The following is a 23,123-nucleotide window of genomic DNA, read 5'->3' as shown; positions in this document are numbered from 1 at the left end:
AAATTTACGACTTAATTGTTTATATTATTTACAGTATTTACGCATAATTTTTACCTTTAGCTATTCATCCTTATAAGTTAACTAAAACCTTAATGCATTACGAAAAAGCAGAAAACGTAGTTCCATCAGATGAAACCTTGCGTTTGGAAAAATTGAGATATTATGAGATTTTAGATACAGCTGAAGAAAGGGCTTTTGATCAGATTGCACAATTGGCCGCAGAAATATTCGATGTTCCGAATGCGGGTATTGGTTTTCAAACAGATGGAGACGTCTTTATGAAAGCTCAATTGGGATCATTTATCGGATTACCTTTAAAAAATGATGCATTTACTTTTTTTGTTTCTATGCCAATCAGCTCGCCTGAAGGTTATCAACTTGGTTTGATTTACGCGGCAGATATCCAATTTAAGGCGGCTACAGCACAGCAACTTAAAATGTTAGGGTTATTGGCAGATATGATAATGGAGAAACTGGAATCCAGGATTTCGATCAGAAGAACTTTCAGGGCCTATGATGATCGTTTACATGTGCTTGTTCACGACCTTAAAAACCCCATGACGACCATTTCTTTACAGTCAGAACTATTGGGCCGAATTCCTGGCGTTGAGGAAAGGGCAAGTTTAATTGCGGATAAGATCAATGCGCAATCTAAAAGGATAATCGAAAATCTGAACAATCTTTTAATTTCAGCGCGTAAGGAAGCCCATTCCTTTAAGCCTAAAAAAGCAAAGGTTGACCTGAAAGAAATACTCGAAGAGGTAAAACTTAATTTAGATTTAGCGCTTAAACAGAAAAAGCAAAGCGTTGTCATGGATTTTGAAACGCCGGTAGAAATTTTTGGTGATGCTGACAAACTTAAGGTCATTTTTAGCCAATTACTCGACAATGCCATTAAATTTTCTCCAGGCGGAAAGGAAATTCACATCTCACATCAAACTACAGAAAGTGAAGTCACCATTCAGGTGAAAGATAATGGTGTGGGTTTAACAGAAGAAGATCTTGATAAAATTTTCTTAAAATTCGCCACGTTGAGTGCTGTAGCTACAGATCGTGAAAATACTTATGGTTTGGGGTTAATCACCGTAAATGCTTTAGTGGATATACACAAGGGAAAATTATGGGTAGAAAGCGATGGAAAAGATATGGGTACAACATTTTACGTTATGTTACCCATTAAATAGGTTTAAATCTGCTAATTCGCTGATTTTCATTTCTTCAAGCAAAATTCTTTCAGGAATGGCATTTCTATGGTACGACCATTTTATTAGTCTTATAAATCCATTTTCGATTTCGATACCTGTCATATCGCCATCACTAAAACAACAGCACCCACTGTTAAAGTACCCTGGTTTATATTTGCCAATGCGTGGTGTTTTGGCTCTTTCCTTTATCACTTTACGAAGTTCTGCATTTAAAAGTGCAAGATCCTCGGTATTCTTTTCTCTTTTGGCTTTATTCAGTTTGATATAAATGCGTTCCAGATGTGTTAATGAGGCGAAAACCGGCTGGTGTGTATGCCCGGTAATTAAAGCCATGTTCTTTTTTGGAGCTACCCAGTTGTACATTAATGCATTGTGCGCGGTTTTAAGTTGATTGCTGTACGCCGGTGTATTCGGGTTAATTTGAAGATACGATTGCAGTGGTGCCCAAACCGTACTCACAAACCATTTGCTAAACCAGTTACCATCACTCTGTAAATCGCCCTGATGTCCGTGGGTTAAGAAAATATCAAGTTTACTTTCTCCAATCGACATTCTTAAAATTGCCCCTTCATAAATTCGGATTTTGGTCCCGTAAATTCTATTGAGGTTAAATCCCGCTAAAGGATCATTATCCCAATATAAATCATGGTTGCCGAATATTTTAGTGAAGTGATTTTTTGAGATAAAAGCTTTTTCTGCTTCGAAAGTTTCCTTATTGTGCTTGATTACAGATTCGAGCAAATTCTCCCAAAGTTCCTCGCTATCGCCCAAATTGATATAATGGAAATCCTGTTGATTGTAGTATTCGAGTGCCTTTAGGTAATTCTTTTCAGCTAAGGTGAAATCATCGGCATAATCGCGGGCACCTTTATGCTGATCCGATAAAATGATAAATTTATCTGTATCGGTAACATCAAAAATAAGTCCCCGTTTCCCTGGTGATGCATTGATGGTTTTGTACAGTTTATTTAAAGCAGCGTGGATGCGTTTACGGTTAGGCCTTGAACCAAACTTATTCGACATGCGAATAATCCAGGTATTTAGTAAACGTTGTAAGAATTTCCGCATGTATGAATGAGCCTTCGCCAGTATTATTGTTCCTCAAAATAACAAAAAATATCATCAATCGTTTTTTCTGAAAAGCAATAGTGGTAATTCTTAGGTTAGGTTCGGCCTTGCTTTCCGTTTTATGCCGATGAAAAATCGGCATGCTCACTCCAATCAAGTTTAGTTTACACCGGATAATCGCTTTTATTAATGTCAGGTCCTTTCTATAGCCAATAAAATAATGCCTTTTTTAAATAATATTTTACTAAATTTGTTAGTATTGAAAAGATCAGGAAGCGCAGATTTACCCCTACATTATGGGCATGTACCACCATGGCTGGCACAGCGTATGGCTACACTTGGTTTAGCGATAACCGAAGCGATACTATTAGAATATGGTAAAGCAGAAGTAATACGCCGATTAAGCAGTCCTTTTTGGTTTCAAAGCCTGGGTGCCGTAATGGGTATGGACTGGCATTCTTCAGGAATTACCACATCGGTAATGGGTGCTTTGAAGAAGTCGATTAATCCCTTATCAAAAGAGCTGGGGATTTATATTTGTGGAGGCAAAGGGAAATACAGCAGGGAAACCCCAAACGAACTTTTAAAAATTGCCGATCAAACAGGCCTAAATGGAACAGCGTTGGTTCGGGCGAGTAAACTAAGTGCAAAAGTAGATAATACGGCCATTCAAGATGGTTTTCAACTGTATCTTCATAGTTTTATTTTGAGCAACGAAGGCGATTGGGCCGTGGTGCAACAAGGCATGAGCAATAGCAGCTCGACAGCAAGAAGATACCACTGGCATTCTGAAAACTTAAAATCTTTTGTAGAAGAGCCTCATACGGGTATTTGTGGCATTAATCAAGGCCAGATTTTAAATCTAACCGCTAACGATGCCGATAAAACAAGGCAAAGTATGATGAGCATGACAGCTGAATCGCCAACGCGAATGCTTGGTGAAATACAAAAATTGGTAATGCCCGATCATCATGAAGTAAAATCGAAGGATATAGATTTAAAACGTTTAGGAAGTATACTATGGCTGGCACAAGAAAAACAACCGGGTAATTTTGAGGAATTGTTATTACTTGAAGGCATGGGACCAAGAACCTTACAATCAATGGCTTTGGTGAGTGAGGTGATTTATGGTACACCTTCACGGTTTACCGATCCTGCGCGTTATTCTTTCGCCCATGGCGGTAAAGACGGACACCCCTTCCCTGTTCCGGTAAACGTTTATGATGAGACCATCAGTGTTTTGCAGAAAGCCATTGAAAAAGCAAAGATTGGAAATACCGATAAACAACAAGCGATAAAATCGCTTCATCAAATTGCCCGGAATGCAGAAAAAGACTTTGTTCCGAATATGGATTTTGAAAAAGTAATTCAAAAAGAACGTGCGGAAAGCTGGAAATATGGTGGCAGAACCATTTTTGGAAAAGAGAAGCCACCAAAAGATGAGCAATTGAAGTTGTTTTAATTTATTTTTCGCTCATGTTCGTCATCCTGAATTTATTTCAGGATTTATTCAATAATCATATGTTGTAAGTATTTATTCTGAAATTTCCGTGTCGAAAAATGATTAGCAACTAAACAGTATGATAGATGCTGAAACAAGTTCAGCATGACGACCGCCCTAAACTAGCTAGCTGTAAGATCTCTCTGCAAATAGTCTTCGTTTGTACCTAGGATTAGTGAGGTTCGCATTTGTAATGCTTAATAAGAATTCTAGGGGCGATAAAATCGCCATTCTCTTGCATCCTCGTTGTAAACGAGGACGATGTTTCTTAAAGGAATAAGCTCCGTGCCTCCGTGGCAGAGAATTAACTAAAGATTTATTAAAACAAAAAAGGTCGTGGTTTGCACCACGACCCTAAAAATATAGAATTTAAAACCTACTAAGCGTATGCAACGGCATCTTTAGATGCCAGTTTAGTTGTTCCCATTAAGTATTCATCTACCTTGCGGGCAGCTTCCCTGCCTTCTGAAATAGCCCAAACTACTAGTGATTGTCCGCGGCGAACGTCACCTGCGGCAAAAATCTTGGCAATATTGGTTTGATAGGTGTGTTCAGATGCCTTTACGTTTCCGCGGTTATCTAACTCCACGCCTAATTTCTCAATTAAACCTTCTTTTTGAGGATGTAAGAAACCCATTGCTAAAAGCACCAGTTCGCATGGAAGATCTCTTTCAGTACCAGCCACTTCTTTAAAAGTAACCGGGCGGCCGTTTGCATCAATTTCCCATTCTACATCAACTACTTTTAAGGCTTTAAGGTTTCCTTTTTCGTCAGCAATAAAGTTTTTAGTATTTACCGACCAGGCCCTTTGTGCACCTTCTTCGTGAGAAGAGGTATTTTTTAGCAACATTGGATAATTTGGCCAGGGCATATGCTCGTTACGTGCCTGTGGCGGCATCGGCATAATCTCGAATTGCGTCACAGACTTCGCACCATGACGGTTCGAAGTACCAATACAGTCAGATCCGGTATCACCACCACCAATTACGATTACATTTTTACCGGTAGCCATAATATCTTCTGCTTCAACGGCTCTGCTTGCCACACGTTTATTTTGTTGTTTCAGGAAATCCATTGCAAAATGAACACCTTTAGCCGAACGGCCATCAATTGGTAAATCGCGTGGAATAGTTGAACCACCAGCCAATACAATGGCGTTGAAATCGCGCAATAAAGTACCTATTTCAACATTCTCGCCTACGTTAGCATTACATTTAAAAATAATACCTTCTTCTTTCATTAAATCGATACGGCGATCCACTACATTTTTCTGTAGTTTAAAATCAGGAATACCATACCTCAATAAACCGCCTGGAGCATCGTCACGTTCGAAAACAGTCACTTCATGTCCAACTTTATTTAACTGGGCAGCAGCAGCTAAGCCCGCAGGACCTGAACCAATTACAGCAACTTTTTTACCAGTTCTGATTAGTGGTGCTTTTGCTTTGATAAATCCTTTTTCGAAAGCGATTTCGATGATGTGTTTCTCAATTTCCTCGATAGAAACCGGCGGGCGGTTAATACCTAACACGCATGCTGATTCGCATGGTGCAGGGCAAATTCTACCTGTAAATTCAGGGAAGTTATTGGTGCTTAATAAAATATTGGCCGCTAATTCCCATTTACCTTGATAAACAGCGTCGTTAAATTCTGGTATCACGTTACCCAATGGGCAACCTGACTGGCAGAAAGGTACGCCGCAATCCATACAACGGGCAGCCTGATTGTTTAATTCTTGTGAAGGTAAATCATTTAAAAATTCACCGTAGTGTTTTACACGTGTTGCAGCCTCTTCTCTGGTGGGCGCAACTCTATCATATTCTTGAAATCCTGTTACTTTTCCCATGGCCTAGTGTGTTTTTACTTGTTGATTACGTTTGCTTAAAACTGCTTTGTATTCTTTAGGGAATACTTTTACGAAATGAGCAGATTGAGTTTTCCAGTCGCTTAAGATAAACTCAGCTACTCTACTATCCGTTAAGCGGATATGCGTTTTAAGTAAAGCTAAAATACGCTCTTCATCTTCGGCTTGTAATGGATCCAGATCAACCATTTCCTTGTTGCATTTGCGTGCAAAAGTTCCGTTGGCATCATAAATCCAGGCCACACCACCACTCATACCAGCTGCGAAATTGCTTCCGGTATCACCAAGAATCAGCACTTCACCACCGGTCATGTATTCACAACCGTGATCGCCCACTCCTTCAACAACAGCTGTTGCACCAGAGTTACGCACGGCGAAACGTTCGCCTGCTTTACCACGGGCAAATAACTCACCAGAAGTAGCACCATAAAGGGCAACGTTACCGATAATGATATTTTGTTCAGGGATAAAGGTTGAGTTTGAGAAAGGATAAATGGCTAATCTGGCACCCGATAATCCTTTACCTACGTAATCGTTCGCTTCACCTTCCAGTGATAAGGTTACCCCACGGGTATTGAAAGCACCGAAACTCTGTCCGGCTGAACCCACAAATTTAAAGTTGATCGTATCAGGAGGTAAACCAGCACCTAAATGAACTTTCGAAATTTCATTCGATAACATGGTACCCAGCGCACGGTCGGTATTTTTCACATCGAAGCTGGCAAATACCGGCTCGTTATGATCAATGGCAGGTTGTGCTGCAGCAATTAACTTATGATCTAAAACCTGATCTAAACCATGATCCTGACCTTCAGTATTAAATAAAGGCAAACCATTTTCTTCAGCTTTGTATAATATAGCTGATAAATCAAGGTGTTTCAGTTTCCAGTCTTCAGCAGGTAATTCGCGTACTTTCAAAATATCAGCCTGACCAATCATTTCGTGGATGGTTCTGAAACCTAATTCAGCCATAATCTCACGTAATTCTTCCGCAAGGAAATAAAATAAGTTCACTACGTGATCTGCATCACCCGTAAATAATTTCCTTAATTCCGGATCTTGTGTGGCTACACCAACCGGACAAGTATTTAAGTGGCACTTGCGCATCATAATACATCCTGAAGTAACCAGGGCTGCTGTGGCAACACCCCATTCTTCAGCACCTAATAAGGCTGCAATAGCGATATCTCTACCGGTTTTAAGCTGACCATCTGTTTGTAACACAATACGGTTGCGCAGTTTATTTTTAACTAAAGTTTGGTGTGCTTCTGCCAAACCTAACTCCCATGGTAAACCAGCATGCTGGATAGAGGTTAAAGGAGAAGCTCCTGTTCCACCATCAAAACCAGATACCAGTATGACATCGGCATGTGCTTTAGCAACACCCGCTGCAATGGTACCTACACCAGCTTTTGAAACCAGTTTCACATTGATTCTGGCAGCACGGTTGGCATTTTTCAAATCGAAAATTAGCTGGGCTAAATCTTCAATCGAATAAATATCGTGGTGAGGCGGAGGAGAAATTAAACCAACTCCCGGGGTAGAGTGACGAACTTTTGCAATCCAATCATCCACTTTGTGCCCTGGTAATTGACCACCTTCTCCTGGTTTTGCACCCTGAGCCATTTTAATCTGTAACTCGTCGGCATTGGTTAAGTAGTAACTGGTTACACCGAAACGTGCAGAAGCCACTTGTTTAATGGCCGAACGCATGCTATCGCCATTTGGCAATTTAGTGTAACGCATTTCATCTTCACCACCCTCTCCGGTATTGCTCTTTCCACCGATACGGTTCATGGCAATGGCTAAAGTAGAGTGTGCCTCGTGCGAAATTGAACCGAAGGACATCGCGCCTGTTGCAAATCTTTTTAAAATTGCTTCGGTAGATTCTACCTCATTTAAAGGTACTGATGGGCGGCTATAGTTAAATTCGAACAATCCACGGATGGTATAAGCTTGTTGTGTTTGCTCATTTACCAATTTAGAGTATTGCTTGAAAATATTGTAATCGTTTTTACGGGTTGCATTTTGCAACAAGTGAATGGTTTGCGGATTAAATAAATGCGCTTCACCTTTACGACGGAATTTATAAGTTCCACCTGCCGGCAACAAGTTTTCGGTCTGTGTTAGCGGACCAAAACTGCGGTGATGTTTAATTAACGTTTCTTTCGCAATTTCATCCAATCCTAAGCCACCGATACGTGAAACTGCACCAGTGAAATAAGTATTAACCACCTGTTTATTTAAACCTAAAATCTCGAAAATCTGCGCACCCTGGTATGATTGCAAGGTGGAGATGCCCATTTTAGAGAAAATTTTAAGTAAACCGCTATTAACCGCGTAGATATAGTTTTTAGTAAGCTGTTCTGTTGATAAACCAGATTCTTCCTTGAACTCGTTAATGGTTTCTAATGCCAGATAAGGGTTAATGGCTGTTACACCAAAGCCTAACAAAGTAGCAAAATGATGAACTTCCCAGATATCACCCGCCTCAATTACAATACCTACAGCACCACGGTATCCTTTGCGGATTAAGTGATGGTGTACTGCTGAAACGGCCAATAAAGAAGGCATCGCAGCATGTTCAGAGTCGATGGCTCTATCGGTTAATACAATTACCTGGAAACCATCTTCAACCGCATCAACGGCATAACGGCACAAACGGTCTAAAGCTTTCGCCATAGCGCCTGGTTTGCCATCAGCCCTGAAATAAGTCTGTAAGGTTTTCGCCTGGAAAACACCGGTATCGATACTTCTTAATTTCTCTAACTCCTGATTAGTTAAAATTGGATGTTTAATGGCTACACAATGTGCCTGTTTTGGGGTTTCTTCCAGCAAGTTACCCATGCTACCCATAAAACTGGCCAAACTCATCACCACTTTCTCCCTGATCGGATCGATTGGCGGGTTGGTTACCTGTGCAAATAACTGTTTGAAATAAGAAGATAAATGCTGAGGGCGTTTGGATAGAATAGCCAATGGTGTATCGGTACCCATCGAACCGATTGGTTCTTTTCCTTCAATGGCCATTGGTTTAAGCAATAGATCTACATCTTCTCTGCTGTAACCAAAAACCTGCTGATATTTAAAAATAGATTCCGTTGATAAACCAGTGAACATTACACGTGGCTCAGGTAATTCCTCTAAACGGATTTGATATTGATTAATCCAATCGGCATAAGGACTTTTACCACAAACTTCTTCTTTAATTTCGTTATCGCTGATAATTCTGCCTTGCTCCATGTCTACAACGAACATTTTGCCAGGCGTTAAACGACCTTTTTCGATTACCGTACTCTGGTCGATAGCCAATGCACCAGCCTCAGAACCCATAATTACACGGTCATCAGAAGTAATGGCATAACGGGAAGGACGAAGACCATTACGGTCTAAAGTAGCACCGATTAATTTACCATCCGTAAAAGCAATTGCTGCAGGTCCATCCCATGGCTCCATTAAAGTAGCATGGAATTCGTAGAATGCCCTTTTAACGGGATCCATATCTTCGTTACCATCCCAGGCCTCCGGTACCAACATCATTAATACATGAGGCAGGGTTCTTCCAGAGTGAAGTAACAATTCAATAACATTATCTAAACAGCCTGAATCTGAATTGGTTTCATCGATTACAGGCAACAACATATCTAATTCTTCTGGTGTAAAATAAGCAGAAGCAAAAGACTTCACGCCTGCCCTAAACCAGTTTAAATTTCCTTGTAAAGTATTGATCTCGCCATTGTGTGCAATAAAGCGGAATGGTTGCGCCAGCCTCCACGAAGGGAAAGTATTGGTCGCAAAACGAGAGTGAACTAAACCTAAAGCAGAAACCATGCGCTTATCGGTTAGATCGGTAAAATAGGTACGTACCTGTAAAGAAGTAAGCTGACCTTTATATATAATGGTTTGCGCAGAAAGCGAAACGATATAAAAATCTTTACCACCATGAACGGTGTTTACGATCAGTTTAATCAGGTAATTTTTAAAAATATAAAGCTTACGTTCGAAATCTGCCCCAGGTGCTACTGCATAAGGGCGGGCAATAAATACCTGCTCAATTTCTGGTTCAACAGAAAGGGCCATATTGCCAATATCTGTTGTATCAACATCAACTTTTCTAAAACCTAAAATTTCAAGGCCTAATTTTTCGGCGGCACGGTAAATCAATTCTCTGCACTCTTCTCTCGATCTGATATCCTTTGGCATAAATAACATACCTACACCATAATTATTGGTTTCAGGCAGGCTAAAGCCAGCTTTTAAACATTCATCATAAAAAAATTCGTGAGGAATCTGAATCATAATACCTGCACCATCGCCTGTATTTGGTTCTGCTCCACATGCCCCTCTATGATCTAGATTCTCTAAAATAGTAAGTGCATCAGAGATGATTTGATGCGATTTTCGCCCTTTCACATGTGCAACGAACCCAATACCGCAGGCATCGTGTTCAAATTGCGCATCGTACAATCCACTGTTTGGTTCCATTCTTTGCTCGTTAGTTGTTAGTGTATAGGAAACACTAAGATACGAAAAACAAATCTTAAATTACAGAGTTGACACGATTTTTAGAAAAATTTTAGTCCTTAAGTAATTTAAAGTCTTTGCATTAAAAAAATGATAATAATACCGATAAATATTTATTAAAATTATAATGGTAATATTGTACAATAAGTTCACTTTTTCTGCTAAATTCCTGCATAAATCGTTTTAATTGTAGATTTATATACGAATATTTAATTTGTATATAAATAACATACCTCAGGTATTGCGAATGTTGTATTTTCTTATCCCATTTAAAATTACACATTTTAAATTTATTAAATTATTAATCAGCTACATAGCTTAAAAGAGAAAAAAAATACAAAAATGCATTTCGCGAAACAACTTCTTTTTCTACCTTTGTGGCCGGGCAAGTCTTTTACGACCAGCTCCCTTTGAACTCCCCCAGGGTGGGAACACAGCAAGGGTAGAAGGTTGTAGCGGTGCGATAGAAGGTGCTTGCCCTTTTTTTCTTTTCCCTTAATCCCCTGAAGGGGGAATTAAATTCTTCAGGGTTCAATCATAGAAACTCAAATATTTAAGAATTTATAACCATGAAATTTTTTATTGACACCGCAAATCTTGATCAAATCAAAGAGGCGCAAGATCTTGGCATTTTAGATGGCGTAACCACCAACCCTAGCTTAATGGCTAAAGAAGGCATTACCGGCGATGAAAATGTAATTAACCATTATAAAGCGATTTGCGATATTGTTGATGATAACGTAAGTGCTGAAGTTATTTCTACTACTTTTGATGAAATTGTTAAAGAAGGTGAAGCTTTAGCAGCTTTAAACCCGAAAATCGTCGTTAAAGTTCCGATGATTAAAGATGGTGTTAAAGCCATTAAATATTTCTCTTCAAAAGGAATTAAAACCAATTGTACTTTAATTTTCTCTGCCGGACAAGCGTTATTAGCAGCTAAAGCCGGAGCTACTTATGTTTCTCCGTTTTTAGGCCGTTTAGATGACATTTCTAGCGATGGTTTGGTTTTAATCGAAGATATCAGAACTATTTTTGATAACTACGGTTACGAAACTCAGATTTTAGCAGCATCAATCCGCGGACCATTACACATTGTAAACTGTGCTAAATTAGGTGCTGATGTAATTACCGCACCATTGGCTGCAATTGTTGGTTTATTAAAACACCCATTAACCGATAGCGGTTTAGCTACATTTTTAGCTGACCACGCTAAAGCAGCTGGGAAATAGATTAAAATAAGTCGAGAGTCTTTAGTCCTAAGTCTTGAGTCGGTTTCCGGTTTAAGACTTAGGATTTTTTTTTAGGGTATCTTACGAAATCTCAAAGGGGCATTGAGCATTGTAGGATTTCGTAAGGATTAGCTGGGGAAAAGCGTAATAGAATTTCAGCAGCTTTTGACTAACGAAGTTATTCGTTCGCTCCTTCCCCTTTCCAAAGTTCGTATCCATTGCGATTTTTTTTTGGAGCGCAGATACAGTGCTCGTCGGTGGCTGTAGTCCTGCTTTCCATTATATTCCGTTGAATTTTCGATAAATACAAATTAGTCTATTACCGGAATGCCATTTCAATCAGGTCTAGGTGGCCAGGGCATCTGCCGAAATCTCAAAAGGCATGCGCTTTGTAGGATTTCGGAAGTTTAGGTAAGGGAGGTGATTGAATTTCGCAGGCTTTTGACTAACAAAGTTATTTGTCCGCTCCTTCCTTTTCTAAATTTCGCCAGTCATCGTGGCATTTTGCGTTAACGATGGAAACGGCATCCTTTTTGGCTGTCACCTGTACTTAAATTGAATGACAGCCAAAAAGATATAGTGTACAGCGTGTTAAAACGCCCAAATTATTATCATGGATGATGTAAGGTATATAGTGGACTTTGAGTTACGTCACCCCTCTTCCATTTTACATCTTCCCTACACCTAAACAGTTGTTAGACTAAAGACTCACGACTGAGGACTTCTTTAATCTTTTCATAACTAATCTGCTCATCGGGTTCGATTAGAATGCCTTTCACTCCTGCCCCGTTTGCAGCTTCCACATCTCTTGGTTTATCGCCGATCATGACCGATTGTGCCGGATCAATATCGTACATATCAATGGCATCTAAAATCATTCCCGAAGCAGGCTTTCTGCATTTGCATTCGCCGCCAACAGTTGGATGATGCGGGCAATAATAGAAGCCAGCAATATCAGCTCCTTTAGCCACAAAAGCATTGCGAAGCATCTGATGCATAACGGCCAGCTCCTGCTCGGTATAACGCTTTAAGGCAATGCCACCCTGATTGGTAATGACGATTAAAAGATAACCTTCATCGAATAGTTTTTTTAATACCGGAATCTGGTAATCCAGGATTTTAAAATCTTCAACACGGCAGATGTAATCATATATTTCGTGATTGAGTACACCGTCACGATCGAGAAAAATAGCTTTATTCATTATTGAGATATGAGTATTGTGATTTGAGATATGAGATTCAGACCTCGTTTATAATTTCGCCAAAATAAGGGAAAATTAATCGCAAAAGAAAGCCCAATCTAATTAAAGATCGGGCTTAATCATAAAATTTATTTGGTTTTGGTTATTTTAAATTCAATCCAGCTTTGTGGCCTTTTATTGCAAAATACAGAATGTATAAGTAACAAGGTAATACCGTTAAAAGGTAGGCCAACTGAAAGTTAACATGTAATTTTTCGTTTAAAAAGGCGTACAATAATGGCATTAAAGCACCACCTGCAATACCCATAATCATAATAGCTGAACCGATTTTGGTAAATTTACCTAAGTGGCTAATACCTAGCGGGAAAATTGCCGGCCACATTAATGAATTGGCTAAACCCAGTAAGGCTACAAAAATTACGGCAAACCAGCTAGAAATAACAAAAGATAAAATGGTAAAAATGATACCTAAAATCGCACAAATTCTAAGTGCCTTTTGTTGAGAGATGTATTTCGGAATGGTAACAATACCTATAATATAACCGATTAACATACTAAAAAGCGTAATAGAGGTTAATTTTCCGCTTATCTCCGGACTAATGCCTAACTCGCGTCCGTAAATACCAATAATATCACCAGCCATCACCTCTGCACCTACATATACAAAAATACAAAGTGCACCCAGGAATAAGTGTGGGAACTGAAAAATGCTTTTATGTTTTACCACTTCTCCTTTGCTTTCGTCGATTACATCTTCTTCTACTTCAACTTCTGGCAGGTTAGTGAATTTAATGAAAATGGCAAAAAGGCAGAAAACGATTGCTAAAACAATGTAGGGCATATTTACACGGCCTAAAACATCATTTAATAACTGCTCGTGAACCGCGCCTGTAGCTGCCTTAATTTGTTTCTCTACTTCTGAAGCATTTTTCAAAAACAAACTACCCATAATCAAAGGCACAATCATTCCGGCAAATTTATTACAGATACCCGCAATACTGATCCGTTTTGCTGCACTTTCTATTGGGCCGATAATGGTTAAATAAGGATTTGATGCAGTTTGTAATAAAGCTAAAGCGGCACCCTGAACAAAAATTCCGGTTAAAAACAAACCAAAGGTTCTGGTTTGGGCTGCAGGTATAAATATTAATGAACCCAGGCCTAAAATTACCAAGCCTAAAACAATTCCATTTTTAAAACCAACTTTCTTTAGTATCCACGATGATGGCAACGCTAAAAAGAAGTAAGCCATATACGAGGCAAAGGTTACAAAGAATGCCTGTAAGTTTGATAGTCCGAAAGATAATTTAAAGAAAGGAATTAATGTTCCGTTTGCCCAGGTTACAAAGCCAAAAATAAAGAATAGCGCGCAAATGATAATAAGCGGTTTTGGCCCTTGTGTTTGACCTGATTTTGTTGTTTGTTGCATAAAGATTTGGTTCGGTTTAATTTGATTTGACCAAACTAAACAATAATATTTAATAAAATATGGATCAAACGTTTGCGTGATTTTAACTTTAACAAAAAAGGGCTTTAGTTGGAGCTGACGCACCTAAAACCGGTATGTTCTAAGCCTGTATCAACTGAAGTTTTCATTCTCGAAGTTACCCGGTAACCTTTGCAATAAGAGGCATTACACATAAAAGAACCGCCCCTTACCACTCTTTTAGGTACTGTTGGCTCCATAGGGTCGTAGCTATCTGAGGGACCTTTTGGGTTATCGATCAATCCCGAAATTGTGCTATAATAATCCGGGCGGTACCAATCGCTGCACCACTCCCATACGTTGCCCGCCATATCATAAAGTCCGTAACCATTGGGCTTAAATTTTTTCACAGCAGCTAAACCATTAAAACCATCCCAGTTGGTGTTTTTAACCGGAAAGCTCCCCTGCCAGGTATTGGCTTTTACTTTACCTTTTTCTATGTCCTCATTCCCCCATGGGTATTTTTCATTCTTCAAAGCACCTCTTGCAGCATACTCCCATTCCGCTTCTGTTGGTAAACGTTTACCCGACCATTTACAGTAAGCCATGGCATCATCCCAGGATACATGTACCACCGGATAATTTTCTTTTCCTTTAATATCGCTGTTAGGGCCATGAGGATGTTTCCAGTTGGCGCCTTTAACCCAACGCCACCATTGCGAGGCATCATTTAAAGAGGTAACACTTTTAGGCTGGTAGAAAACTAAAGATGCGGCAACAAAAACACTATCAGGTGGCTTTGGTGTGCCTGCCGGCAGCTGTTTTTTCATTTCTTCCCAATCTGGTTTACGTTCGGCTGTAGTCAGGTACCCGGTTGCGTCTACAAACTTTTTAAAACTGGCATTAGTTACTTCGGTAGCATCAATCCAGAAAGAAGATACTTTAACCTGGTGTTGCGGATATTCATCATCTCTACCCTCTTTATCAGAAGCACCCATTGCAAACTCACCGGCGGGAATTAAAACCATGCCATCGTGACTTACTTTATTATTAGAAGCGAAACTCGAAGAATCTTTTACCGCACCAAAACGGCTGGGCATGTTTTTTTCACATGAGGCCAAAGAATCTTGCTTGTGTTTGGCCCGTTCTTCTTCTTTAGCATGGTTAGATTGACAAGAAAATACAAAGAGAAGCGGCAAAAAAAACAAAGCAGAAAGAAATCTATACATGATTGATATTAAATTAGGAGCGATAAAAATATCAATTAAGTTTAAAAAAGAGAAGGTAAATAATTAATTCGCCTATAAATCAATACACTAACGCGTTTCGCGATTTTTTATTTGCAGGAAACACTCCATAACCCTATATTTGCACCACTTTAAAGGAAACGGATAACGTTTTTAACAAAGTAGATTCCGTAGCTCAGCTGGTAGAGCATTACACTTTTAATGTAGTGGTCCTGGGTTCGAATCCCAGCGGGATCACAAGAAACCTCACAGAAATGTGAGGTTTTTTTGTTTTTATTCCTGTTCGGATTCGAACAGAAGCACCGGTCTGGGTTCGATTTGTTAAAGGCTCAGCGCTGCAGCAATCCAGCAGGATCACAAAAAGCTTCAAATTTGAGTAGTAATTTTAGGTGAGCTTAAAGATAAGCCTGATCATTTTACCACATATTTGATAGCACTTACCACATTAATTATACATTATTCCTTTAGTTTGGTTCCTTTGATCCATACCAAAACAAACATGATGAAGAAATTTAAAAAATTACTGATAAACTGGATTGCCCATTTTTTGGTGATGTGGATTGCAATTACTGCATTTACGCTGATTCCTTATCTATATCATGTACACATGTGGGGCAATTACATCCTAAATACCGATGGTACACCCGTATCAGGCTGGCAATATGCTACCAATTTAAATGATGATTTATTCGTGGTTGCGCTTTGTATCTTTTTAACTGAAGTTGTAAGACTATTTCTATTTAAAAAATATCACTTCATTGTTTTTATAGCGGGATGTTTATTGACTGGAGTGATTTCATGTGCAGGAATTGTTTATTTACGTCCGCATGTTTTCAAACAAACAGGTAAACTTTCTGCTATTGAACCTATTTTATACATAGCGGTTTATGTTTTTGTTTATACAATAGTGAGAGATTATTACCTTCAATCTAAAAACAGAAAGTTACATCGGATTCAGCAGTCAGAGAATGAATTACATGCTTTAAAGGCGCAGCTAAACCCACATTTTCTATTCAATGCCTTAAATTATCTTTATGGTACCGCTTTAAAAGAAAAAGCAGCAGACACCGCTCAGGGGATTGATGTCATGTCTGATATGATGCGTTATACCATCCATGGAATGCATGAGAATTTTGTTCCACTTCAGGATGAGCTGAAGTTTATGGAAAACTATCTGAAGCTTCAGCAGGTGCGTTTGCCCATGAAGGATAACATCAAAATTAACACTCAGATTGTTTCCGATGATCATCTGCATCAACATAAAATAGCGCCACTATTGCTCCTCCCCTTTATTGAAAATGCTTTTAAGTATGGGATTAGTATGGATACGCAGTGTGAAGTTCAGATAAAGATTGTTGTGGCCGAAAACGAGCTGCAGATGGAAGTGTTTAATACCATTGTTCAGAACCGTGCAGAAGTTAGTGGAAATAATACAGGAATAAAAAATACGATTAAACGATTGGATCTTCTTTATCCGGATGGCTACCGATTAGACCATAAAAACACCGGTTTAGATTATAAAGTTTCATTTTGGTTGAAACTCAATTCTTAATATATCATTCAATTTTCGTAATCATGATTAAAAAAGTAATGTTACTGCTTTCTGGAGCAGCAGTCCCTCTTATGTCTGTATCTCAGACCAAAGACTCCTTGTTTACAGTTAAAATAACTGCAACAAAAATGTCCTCAACGGCTAAGATTTACCTGTTATACCAAGAAGACGGTAAAAAAATAATTGATTCTGCATTGCAGTCCAATGGCTTGTTCGTTTTTAAGGGTAAAATAGATAGACCAAAGTATAGCACTCTTGTTTGTGATACTACAAATATTGGTTTATTGGGAATGATTAAAAAACAACATGATAAACCTGATTTATTTCGAATGTATATTTATCCGGGACAAGTAGTGTTGAAAACCTCCACCCGCTTAATTGCCGATGCAACCTTTGTTGGCAAGGGTATCAATTCAGATTATTTTAAACTGAAACAAATGCTTGGTCCCATTGATAAAGAGATCGATAAGATTATTAAATTGACGGAAACTGCTCATGAGCCTAGTAACTCATCATTAAATAAGAAGTTAGATAGTTTAAGCTTGGTTAAGAAGGCTATTCGACGGAAATTCGTTATGGATAATCCAGACAGCTTTATCGCCTTAGATGCATTGCAGGACTATGCAGGAATTTCACCAGATATTGCCGTTATTGAACCAATGTTTAACAAACTTTCTGTGAAATTGCAGAATACACCATTGGGTAAAGAATTTCGTAAATTTCTATCAGACCAAAAAGACCTTAATCCGGGTGCCACAGCGCCTGTCTTTGTACAAAATGATACAGCAGGCAATCCTGTTAATTTCGCCTCATTTAGAGGGAAGTATGTGTTGATTGATTTCTGGGCTTCGTGGTGTGGACCTTGCCGAGGTGCCAATCCTGAACTTGTTAAAATCTACAATGAATTTAAAGATAGAAATTTTACTATCTTGGGTATTTCTCTTGATGGTGCGGATGGAAAAGATGCCTGGTTAAAAGCGATAAGTGATGATAAATTAACCTGGCCCCAGGTTTCGGATTTGAAACATTGGGAAAATAAGGTAGCAAAACTTTATAGCATCAGAAAAATTCCACAGAGTTTTTTGATTGATCCTAAAGGCGTGATTATAGCAAGAGATATTGAAACAACAGAATTAATGGAGAAACTTAAACAAGTATTACCGGTAAAATGATCAAAGTAATTGCAGTTGACGATGAGCCTGTAGCACTTGACATTATTCGTGCTCACGCAGAAAAGATACCTTTTATTTCGCTTGATGCCACATTTTTAAGTGCCACAGAGGCATTGTTCTTTATTAAAAATGAACGTGTAGATTTAGTATTCCTTGATATCGCTATGCCTGACTTGTCTGGTATTGAATTTGCCACTATGATAAACCCTGAAATTCAGGTCATTTTTACTACCGCTTATCAGGAATATGCATTAAAAGGTTTTGAGTTGGCTGCTACAGACTACTTATTAAAGCCGATCAATTTTAGCCGCTTTTTAAAGGCTTGTCAACTTGCTAAAACGAGACTTCAACCGCATGAAGTAAAGAAGAAGGACCAAGAACAGGCTTTATTTGTAAAGGATGGCCATGACTGGGTGCAAATAAAGTTTAGTAACCTAATTTATGCCAAAGCAGAAGACAATTATGTGGATTTGCATGAAACTGGTAAACACACGCTTACACGCCTTACACTAACAGAATTACAGACAAAACTTCCTGAAGATCAGTTTATAAGGGTTCATAAATCATTTATAATTTCCAAACAGAAAATTGAGCGGATTGAGAAACATCAGGTAACGGTAGCCGGGAATAAGATTCCATTGTCTAAATTGTATAGAGACCAGCTTCTGCAAGATCTTGGGTGAAGATTATAGAGACCAGTGTTTAAAAGCGCTGAAGTGATTCTATGGTAATTAAAACATGATTGATAGCATATTAACTTAGAATCTGTTGTTAAAGTAGGAATTATTAGAATGCCTGAGAATTAATCGTCGATTACTTTGTGAAATTCCTTAATTTTAAATTATAAGCAAATTCTTATGGCACAAAACCAATTAATCAGAATGGATAATATGGGCATTGTTGTAGCATCGCTTGACAATGCCATCTCTTTCTTTACCGAAATCGGCCTGAAACTAGAAGGCCGGGCCACCATTGAAGGAAAATGGGCAGGCCGGGTTACCGGTCTTGGCGATCAGCACGTGGAAGTCGCCATGATGGTCACCCCCGACGGCCACAGCCGACTTGAAATTTCGCAGTTTCTAGCTCCGCTTACTATTTCAGACCATCGCACAGCACCGGTTAATTCCCTGGGCTACCTGAGGGTAATGTTTACCGTTTCTGATATCGAAGAGCTCTTACCAAGACTAGAAAAGCTTGGTGCTACACTTGTTGGCGAGGTAGTTCAATATGAAGACTCCTACAAACTGTGCTACATTAGAGGTTCGGAAGGCCTTCTCATAGGACTTGCGCAGGAGCTTCACAAAAAATGACAAAATGGGTAGCCGTGTGATCGCTTTTAAGTGTTTGGCTTCCTCAGTCTATCGCTTACAATGACCACACGGCAAGCTCATAACCATCCGGATCAAGGAACTGGAACCTGCGTCCACCTGGAAAAGCAAATATTTCTTTTGAAATTATGCCACCGGCATTAAGCACGCTCGTTCTGGTTCCCTCTAAATCCTGTGAATAAAGTACTACCAGAATGCTTCCTTTCTCAGGCGCTCCTAATGTAAAACCACCGTCAACAAAATCGCCCTCAAAAGCAGTATATTCCGGCCCGTAATCAGTAAAGGTCCACCCGAAAGCCCCGGTATAAAATGCCTTTACCTTTTCAAGGTCGCGCGAAAGAAATTCAAGGTATTGCACCTGCTGGTGTCTAAGTTTCTGCTGGGTATCGTTCATCGTATTTTGTTTGATAAACAAAAATACTTATAAATGACCTTAACTTCCCTGGAAAATATTACTTAGTGCTTAACCATCTGATGGTCTATACGTTGTTTGATGTCATCTCTTTTGTTTGTACTAACCTTAAATCATTAAGCTTCTTTGCAACACTTTACCAGTGATCGCTTGTACCTTAGTGCTAAGCCTTAAGACTCATGCCCCCGTCCATCACAATTTCTGCACCCGTTATATAGGTTGCAGCATCACCACAGAAGAAAGCAACCATTTTTGCCACATCCTCAGATTTCCCAATTTTGCCTAGCGGACTGCGGCTGATGAGCCATTGGTTAATACCATTTAACTGTTCTTCGTTCAGTCCCATTTTGTTCATAATTTCTGTAGCTATAGGGCCTGGGCTTACACTATTTACCCGGATTTGGCGAGGCGCTAATTCTACAGCTGCAATACGCATAACCGAGTTCAATGCTGATTTGCTTGAAGTATAAATTGAGCTTTTTGCCCCGTCCATGTGTGCGGTATTTGAAGAAAGGAATACCACTGAACTACCATCATTCATCAATGGAATAAATTTGCTCAAAGTAAAGTAGGCACCTTTAAAATTAATACCAAAAATGGTGTCAAAACTTTTTTCAGTCGCATCTGCAATGCTGCTCTGATCCACTACACCTGCATTGATAAAAAGGATGTCAATTTTATTAAAGATGGTTTCAACATCGCTGGCTAATCCCTCAATTGCGGTGATCTGGCTCTGGTCTGCCACCAAACCTATCACACCAAGTTCTGCAGCAGCCTTATCAACTGCGTCTTTTCTTCTTCCGGTAATGATTACTTCTGCACCCTGTGCTTTTAATTCTTTTGCAGTGGCGTAGCCAATGCCGCTATTTCCGCCGGTTACCAGCGCTTTTTTTCCTGTTAAGTTACTCATGATCAAAAAATAAATTTTATGACGACAAAAATATGCTTATATTGGTATACTTTTGTATTCAGTATAACAGAGTATACCAATAATGGAAACAGAAAAAAGAAACCAGATTGCGACAGAGGTACTGTCCAATCCACGCAATCAACAGGAAGAAATACAGGCTTTGCAGGATACGCTTTATGTTCTTGGAGGTAAATGGAAGCTCCCTATTATCAATTCTATTTGTAATGGCAATAAAAGATTCCGTGAAATTGAAAGGAGCATTCCTGGAATTACAACACGTATGCTTTCCAAAGAATTAAAAGAAATGACAGCAAACCAACTGATCAAAAGAACGGTTACAGCTGACACACCGGTAAGTGTGGAATATACATCAACGGAATATTGCAGATCATTTGGGGATATTATCCTGGAAATGATCAGATGGGGCAAAAACCACCGACAGCACCTGAAAGACAGCTGATTAAATCCATAATCATAAAGTTGCTTATAAAGGCTTAATCGAAATTTAAAAAAGCACATCCAGGGCGCTCAAAGCGCACCCATACTAAACTTTCCAAAACTATCCCGATGTATTGAGAAAGCTGGCGGCTTATTGCGTCAATTTAAGTATAACAGGTACCACACCTGAACAAAAAATTGAAAAATCCGCAATAAACTACTACAATTCAGGATAGTAAGAAAATACCCAATATCTGGTATTTGTTTCCAAAACTATTAGGAATAAATTTATTCTACCAATCCAGCAGATTCCCTATGCCAAAGGTGAGGTAATGTGGGCTTCTTTTCCACACGCTTTCCAAACATCTAAATAAACCGCTATGAAAACAACATTTCATATCCGCCTTATGCTCATTCTAAAAATGGCAAGCATATGATCGGGGCAGGCGCTTCAAAGCAATTCAATTCAGAATTGATCAGCTTTTTCAGCGACAAGTCATTATCCCTGCTCTGGGCTACACTGGCCGTTGGCTTTATGACCATGACCGTGATCGAATACCTTAAACCATACTTTCGGCACAGGTTCCAACGAAATCAGCTTAAATACTGGTTGAACCAACGATATCCTGCTTTACTTCAATCCGCTGGGCACCGCGGCAGACAAGCTCAAAAATGCAAGAATCATGGCAGATCAGCTGGATGTGATTTTTAGATTCGGACGTGGTGCAGTCTATGAAGACGATATTGACCGTGCGAAAGCCATGGAAGTCCTTGTTCCAATCCTTTTAGATCCTGACAAACTGGTAGAAGACCTGGCCAGTGCAGCAGATGATATTTACCGTTTCTGGCAAGAACCTGTTAGCCTATAAAACTTATGAAAAAACTATTCCTATTCATTGCGCTGGCCACCATAATGGGCAGCACTGCCGCACAAACTACCCTGGACGATGTTTCCAAAGTTATAAAAGCCAATGAAGGCAAAGACGAGGGATTTAAGCGTGCGATTGCATCGGTCATAAAAGACCCGGAACTATATAACCATATCTGGAAAAGATTGATCGACAGCCTGGCGGGAGACAAAAAACAGCCATGGAATTTCTTAAGGGACCTCAACATCAAGTTTAAGACTTTTCAGACCGAAGATAACCCTTCTACCAGTTTGGGACTGTCTTATGATTTTAACTTTGATTACGCCAAATATTCTGAAAAAGCATTACGCAGATCTGAAATCAGCATTGGACTTTCCGCAACAGGAAACGTTGCCTTTAAAAAAGCTTTCAACCCTGCAGACTTCCTGGATAGCAAGCTTAAGTTCAGCTACGTACTTTTCTTTGGTGGGGTGAGCAGTAAAGGTAACCCGCAAATCTTTACCGAACTTAATCGCATCGAGGCAAACCTGGTGAAGTATAAGGATCCTCAGAGTCCTGAGGCTATGAAAGAATGGGACAATTTTGATAAATTCCTGCAGCTCAGTGACCAGTATTATATTGGTTTTATGCCGAAGGCGGCTTTGGAAAGCAATCAGGATTTTAGCAAAAAACAGTTTGCTCCAGGCCTTTCACTCGACCTCGGTGCAAAGGCGTGGTCTAACAAAAGTACGCTCGCCTGGCTGAACATTTTTGACTATCCCTTCGCATTAATCAGGCTCATCACCGGAGCAGATCAAACTTATACTGTTTATGGGGCAACACTGCCGACCTTCCAGGGAACAATAGACTATGTTGTGCCACAGGATGATGCCGTGCGGAATACACTTATAGGAAACCTTGATCCTTTTCCCCGTTTTAAGCTGGAAACCTCCTTCCGTACACTGGTAGCCAAGGTGGGCAGGGAAAAAGTATTCCTGAATGCAAACCTGCGCTATTACCGGGAACTTGGCGCTGCCACCGCCATCAAAAATGCCGGTCTGGCCAGCCAGACCTATTTTGTCAGTGCACTACAGAGCAGTTCCGGTCTTTTTGTGAGCTATGCCAAGGGCAAACTTCCCTTTGATGCCAAATCTGACGCCATCTATTCGCTGGGACTCAATTTTAAACTCAACTGAT

At 39.6% G+C, this 23,123-nt stretch carries 18 protein-coding genes, 1 tRNA gene and 1 other RNA gene; 12 read left to right on the top strand and 8 right to left on the bottom strand.

What is annotated here, in order from left to right; all coding sequences use genetic code 11:
• Window positions 1-92: 92 nt before the first annotated feature.
• Entirely contained in the window at window positions 93-1,184 is a 1,092-nt protein-coding gene (locus tag AC04QZ_RS03035; RefSeq protein WP_478356529.1) for a sensor histidine kinase, read from the top strand.
• On the opposite strand, the gene AC04QZ_RS03030 is transcribed toward AC04QZ_RS03035, so the two are convergent.
• On the bottom strand, window positions 1,170-2,273 hold the full coding sequence (locus AC04QZ_RS03030) for a metallophosphoesterase (protein ID WP_478356528.1): 1,104 nt from the start codon (window positions 2,271-2,273) through the stop codon (window positions 1,170-1,172). The genes AC04QZ_RS03035 and AC04QZ_RS03030 overlap by 15 nt on opposite strands.
• Before the next feature lie 259 nt (window positions 2,274-2,532).
• Between AC04QZ_RS03030 and AC04QZ_RS03025 the strand changes: the two genes are divergently transcribed.
• Complete coding sequence (locus AC04QZ_RS03025) at window positions 2,533-3,735, top strand: DUF763 domain-containing protein (protein ID WP_478356527.1); 1,203 nt, start codon at window positions 2,533-2,535, stop codon at window positions 3,733-3,735.
• A gap of 418 nt (window positions 3,736-4,153) precedes the next feature.
• On the opposite strand, the gene AC04QZ_RS03020 is transcribed toward AC04QZ_RS03025, so the two are convergent.
• Both AC04QZ_RS03020 and gltB read right to left on the bottom strand, forming a co-directional pair.
• Window positions 4,154-5,620, bottom strand: a complete 1,467-nt coding sequence (locus AC04QZ_RS03020) for a glutamate synthase subunit beta (RefSeq protein ID WP_086546198.1) — start codon at window positions 5,618-5,620, stop codon at window positions 4,154-4,156.
• Window positions 5,621-5,623: 3 nt separating this feature from the next.
• The gene (gene gltB, locus AC04QZ_RS03015) at window positions 5,624-10,123 is read right to left on the bottom strand and encodes a glutamate synthase large subunit (RefSeq protein ID WP_478356526.1); all 4,500 of its coding nucleotides are present in this window, start codon (window positions 10,121-10,123) and stop codon (window positions 5,624-5,626) included.
• 422 nt (window positions 10,124-10,545) lie between these two features.
• On the opposite strand from gltB, the gene ffs reads away from it, so the two are divergent.
• Both ffs and fsa read left to right on the top strand, forming a co-directional pair.
• Window positions 10,546-10,645: signal recognition particle sRNA small type (gene ffs, locus AC04QZ_RS03010), an RNA gene on the top strand.
• Window positions 10,646-10,731: 86 nt separating this feature from the next.
• Window positions 10,732-11,391 (top strand): fructose-6-phosphate aldolase, encoded by a 660-nt coding sequence (fsa, locus tag AC04QZ_RS03005; protein ID WP_086546195.1) that lies wholly within the window; start codon window positions 10,732-10,734, stop codon window positions 11,389-11,391.
• Between the two features lie 695 nt (window positions 11,392-12,086).
• Here the strand turns inward: fsa and AC04QZ_RS03000 are convergent.
• From AC04QZ_RS03000 to AC04QZ_RS02990, 3 genes are all read right to left on the bottom strand, one after another.
• Window positions 12,087-12,593, bottom strand: coding sequence for a D-glycero-alpha-D-manno-heptose-1,7-bisphosphate 7-phosphatase (locus AC04QZ_RS03000; RefSeq protein WP_478356525.1), 507 nt, complete (start codon window positions 12,591-12,593; stop codon window positions 12,087-12,089).
• 142 nt (window positions 12,594-12,735) lie between these two features.
• Entirely contained in the window at window positions 12,736-14,022 is a 1,287-nt protein-coding gene (locus AC04QZ_RS02995; RefSeq protein WP_086546191.1) for a sugar MFS transporter, read from the bottom strand.
• A 104-nt stretch (window positions 14,023-14,126) separates the two neighbouring features.
• Window positions 14,127-15,248 (bottom strand): formylglycine-generating enzyme family protein, encoded by a 1,122-nt coding sequence (locus AC04QZ_RS02990; protein WP_086546189.1) that lies wholly within the window; start codon window positions 15,246-15,248, stop codon window positions 14,127-14,129.
• Window positions 15,249-15,430: 182 nt separating this feature from the next.
• Here AC04QZ_RS02990 and AC04QZ_RS02985 point away from each other — a divergent pair.
• From AC04QZ_RS02985 to AC04QZ_RS02965, 5 genes are all read left to right on the top strand, one after another.
• Window positions 15,431-15,503: transfer RNA gene (locus tag AC04QZ_RS02985), tRNA-Lys, on the top strand.
• Between the two features lie 262 nt (window positions 15,504-15,765).
• The gene (locus AC04QZ_RS02980; protein ID WP_478356524.1) at window positions 15,766-16,818 is read left to right on the top strand and encodes a sensor histidine kinase; all 1,053 of its coding nucleotides are present in this window, start codon (window positions 15,766-15,768) and stop codon (window positions 16,816-16,818) included.
• Between the two features lie 23 nt (window positions 16,819-16,841).
• The gene (locus AC04QZ_RS02975; protein WP_478356523.1) at window positions 16,842-17,990 is read left to right on the top strand and encodes a redoxin domain-containing protein; all 1,149 of its coding nucleotides are present in this window, start codon (window positions 16,842-16,844) and stop codon (window positions 17,988-17,990) included.
• The gene (locus AC04QZ_RS02970) at window positions 17,987-18,673 is read left to right on the top strand and encodes a LytR/AlgR family response regulator transcription factor (protein ID WP_478356522.1); all 687 of its coding nucleotides are present in this window, start codon (window positions 17,987-17,989) and stop codon (window positions 18,671-18,673) included. The genes AC04QZ_RS02975 and AC04QZ_RS02970 overlap by 4 nt, the downstream gene beginning before the upstream one ends.
• Window positions 18,674-18,847: 174 nt before the next feature.
• Window positions 18,848-19,300, top strand: a complete 453-nt coding sequence (locus AC04QZ_RS02965; protein ID WP_478356521.1) for a VOC family protein — start codon at window positions 18,848-18,850, stop codon at window positions 19,298-19,300.
• Between the two features lie 55 nt (window positions 19,301-19,355).
• Here the strand turns inward: AC04QZ_RS02965 and AC04QZ_RS02960 are convergent, their stop codons facing one another.
• On the bottom strand, window positions 19,356-19,712 hold the full coding sequence (locus AC04QZ_RS02960; protein ID WP_478356520.1) for a VOC family protein: 357 nt from the start codon (window positions 19,710-19,712) through the stop codon (window positions 19,356-19,358).
• A gap of 181 nt (window positions 19,713-19,893) precedes the next feature.
• The gene (locus AC04QZ_RS02955) at window positions 19,894-20,640 is read right to left on the bottom strand and encodes an SDR family oxidoreductase (RefSeq protein WP_478356519.1); all 747 of its coding nucleotides are present in this window, start codon (window positions 20,638-20,640) and stop codon (window positions 19,894-19,896) included.
• 82 nt (window positions 20,641-20,722) lie between these two features.
• Here AC04QZ_RS02955 and AC04QZ_RS02950 point away from each other — a divergent pair, with 82 nt between their 5' ends.
• The 3 genes from AC04QZ_RS02950 (at window position 20,723) to AC04QZ_RS02940 (ending at window position 23,122) form a co-directional block, all read left to right on the top strand.
• On the top strand, window positions 20,723-21,100 hold the full coding sequence (locus AC04QZ_RS02950; RefSeq protein ID WP_086546181.1) for a winged helix-turn-helix transcriptional regulator: 378 nt from the start codon (window positions 20,723-20,725) through the stop codon (window positions 21,098-21,100).
• 661 nt (window positions 21,101-21,761) lie between these two features.
• The gene (locus AC04QZ_RS02945; RefSeq protein WP_478356518.1) at window positions 21,762-21,947 is read left to right on the top strand and encodes a hypothetical protein; all 186 of its coding nucleotides are present in this window, start codon (window positions 21,762-21,764) and stop codon (window positions 21,945-21,947) included.
• Between the two features lie 5 nt (window positions 21,948-21,952).
• Entirely contained in the window at window positions 21,953-23,122 is a 1,170-nt protein-coding gene (locus AC04QZ_RS02940; protein WP_478356517.1) for a hypothetical protein, read from the top strand.
• Window position 23,123: the final 1 nt, after the last annotated feature.

Source organism: Pedobacter folensis (assembly GCF_056490665.1).
This window is presented reverse-complemented; position numbering and strand designations above follow the sequence as displayed.

What these genes read in the sequence shown, in the direction of transcription:
- AC04QZ_RS02980 (WP_478356524.1), top strand. Translation starts at nt 15,766, where the DNA reads ATGATGAAGAAATTTAAAAAATTACTGATAAACTGGATTGCCCATTTT.
- AC04QZ_RS03020 (WP_086546198.1), bottom strand. Translation starts at nt 5,620, where the DNA reads ATGGGAAAAGTAACAGGATTTCAAGAATATGATAGAGTTGCGCCCACC.
- AC04QZ_RS02945 (WP_478356518.1), top strand. Translation starts at nt 21,762, where the DNA reads ATGGCAGATCAGCTGGATGTGATTTTTAGATTCGGACGTGGTGCAGTC.
- AC04QZ_RS02970 (WP_478356522.1), top strand. Translation starts at nt 17,987, where the DNA reads ATGATCAAAGTAATTGCAGTTGACGATGAGCCTGTAGCACTTGACATT.
- AC04QZ_RS02940 (WP_478356517.1), top strand. Translation starts at nt 21,953, where the DNA reads ATGAAAAAACTATTCCTATTCATTGCGCTGGCCACCATAATGGGCAGC.
- AC04QZ_RS02955 (WP_478356519.1), bottom strand. Translation starts at nt 20,640, where the DNA reads ATGAGTAACTTAACAGGAAAAAAAGCGCTGGTAACCGGCGGAAATAGC.
- fsa (WP_086546195.1), top strand. Translation starts at nt 10,732, where the DNA reads ATGAAATTTTTTATTGACACCGCAAATCTTGATCAAATCAAAGAGGCG.
- AC04QZ_RS02965 (WP_478356521.1), top strand. Translation starts at nt 18,848, where the DNA reads ATGGCACAAAACCAATTAATCAGAATGGATAATATGGGCATTGTTGTA.
- AC04QZ_RS03030 (WP_478356528.1), bottom strand. Translation starts at nt 2,273, where the DNA reads ATGCGGAAATTCTTACAACGTTTACTAAATACCTGGATTATTCGCATG.
- gltB (WP_478356526.1), bottom strand. Translation starts at nt 10,123, where the DNA reads ATGGAACCAAACAGTGGATTGTACGATGCGCAATTTGAACACGATGCC.
- AC04QZ_RS02960 (WP_478356520.1), bottom strand. Translation starts at nt 19,712, where the DNA reads ATGAACGATACCCAGCAGAAACTTAGACACCAGCAGGTGCAATACCTT.
- AC04QZ_RS02950 (WP_086546181.1), top strand. Translation starts at nt 20,723, where the DNA reads ATGGAAACAGAAAAAAGAAACCAGATTGCGACAGAGGTACTGTCCAAT.
- AC04QZ_RS03035 (WP_478356529.1), top strand. Translation starts at nt 93, where the DNA reads ATGCATTACGAAAAAGCAGAAAACGTAGTTCCATCAGATGAAACCTTG.
- AC04QZ_RS02975 (WP_478356523.1), top strand. Translation starts at nt 16,842, where the DNA reads ATGATTAAAAAAGTAATGTTACTGCTTTCTGGAGCAGCAGTCCCTCTT.
- AC04QZ_RS03000 (WP_478356525.1), bottom strand. Translation starts at nt 12,593, where the DNA reads ATGAATAAAGCTATTTTTCTCGATCGTGACGGTGTACTCAATCACGAA.
- AC04QZ_RS02990 (WP_086546189.1), bottom strand. Translation starts at nt 15,248, where the DNA reads ATGTATAGATTTCTTTCTGCTTTGTTTTTTTTGCCGCTTCTCTTTGTA.
- AC04QZ_RS02995 (WP_086546191.1), bottom strand. Translation starts at nt 14,022, where the DNA reads ATGCAACAAACAACAAAATCAGGTCAAACACAAGGGCCAAAACCGCTT.